The following is a 1,459-nucleotide window of genomic DNA, read 5'->3' as shown; positions in this document are numbered from 1 at the left end:
GGCGAGCTGGAGGAGTCACGGCGGCGCCTCGAGGAGGCCCGCGCCGAACAGTCCGAGAAGGACCGGATCGCCGCCGAGGCCGAGCGCGCGCACCTCGCCGCCGCCCGCGCCGAGGCCGACCGCCGCGAAGGGCTGGCGCGGCTGGCCGGGCAGGTCGACACGATGCGCACCCGGGTCGAGTCGATCGACGAGACCGTGGCCCGGCTGTCGGTGAGCATCGAGGAGTCCGCCGCGAAGGCACAGCAGGCCAGGGCCGACTTCGAGACGGTTCAGAGCCGCGTCGGTGAGCTCGACGCCGGCGAGGTCGGTCTCGACGAGCACCACGACCGCAGCGTCACCGCGCTGCGGCTGGCCGACGAACGCGTCGCCGAACTGCAGTCCGCCGAGCGCGGCGCCGAACGTCAGGTGGCCTCCCTGCGGGCGCGGATCGACGCGCTCGCGGTCGGGATGGATCGCCGCGACGGCGCGGCGTGGCTGCAGAAGAACCACGGCGGCACAGGGCTTTTCGGCACCGTCGCCAAGCTGCTCAAGGTTCGCGCCGGGTATGAGGTGGCCATCGCGACGGTGCTCGGCCCGGCCGCCGACGCGCTGGCCGCGGAGGACTTCGGCGCCGCCCGGTCGGCGGTGGCCGCGCTCAAGGAGTCCGACGGCGGGCGCGCCGCGATCGTGCTGGGGGACTGGCCCGCGGCCGCCGTGCCACCGGCGGAGACGCTGCCCTCGGGGGCGGTGTGGGCGACCGATGTGGTGGAGGCACCCGACCGGCTGCGCGGAGCTGTCACGGCGATGCTCGCCCACGTCGCCGTGGTCGATGACCTGGCGGCGGCGCAGCAGCTGGTGACCGCCCGGCCCAGCCTGCGCGCGGTGACCGCCGACGGCGACCTGTTCGGGGCGGGCTGGGTCAGCGGCGGATCGGACCGCAAGCCCAGCACGCTGGAGATCGCCTCGGAGATCGACAAGGCCCGCACGGACCTGGTGGCCGCGGAGAAACTGGTCGGCGAGCTGACCGCCGCGCTGGCAGGCGCGCTCGACGAACAACGCGCCCGCCAGGACTCCGCCGAGGAGGCGCTGGCCGCCCTCAACGAGTCCGACGCGGCGATCTCGGCCATCTACGAGCAGCTCGGCCGGCTCGGGCAGGACGCCCGCGCCGCCGACGACGAATGGCAGCGGCTGATCACCCAGCGGGATGAGCTGGAGACCGGCCGCGCGCGCACCGTCGAGGAACTCGCCGAGATCGAGCAGCGCCTGCACAACGCCGAGCAGGTGCCGACCATGGAGGCCGAACCGGTCGACCGGCAGGCGTCGATGGCCGCCGCCGAGGCGGCCCGATCCGTCGAGGTGGAGGCGCGGTTGACCGTGCGGACCGCCGAGGAACGTGCGAATGCCGTTCGCGGACGGGCCGATTCACTGCGCCGGGCAGCGGCCGCCGAACGGGAGGCCCGGCTGCGGGCCCAGCGCGCCC

General features: G+C 75.2%; 1 pseudogene. It reads left to right on the top strand.

The window, feature by feature from the left end:
• Window positions 1–1,459 (top strand): annotated as a pseudogene (locus Q2100_RS23500) (chromosome segregation protein SMC); the annotation flags it as partial.

It is taken from the genome of Mycolicibacterium arseniciresistens (assembly GCF_030519285.1).
Taxonomy (GTDB): domain Bacteria; phylum Actinomycetota; class Actinomycetes; order Mycobacteriales; family Mycobacteriaceae; genus Mycobacterium; species Mycobacterium arseniciresistens.
Note: the sequence above shows the minus strand (reverse complement) of the source record. Positions and strands in the feature narration are given on the sequence as shown.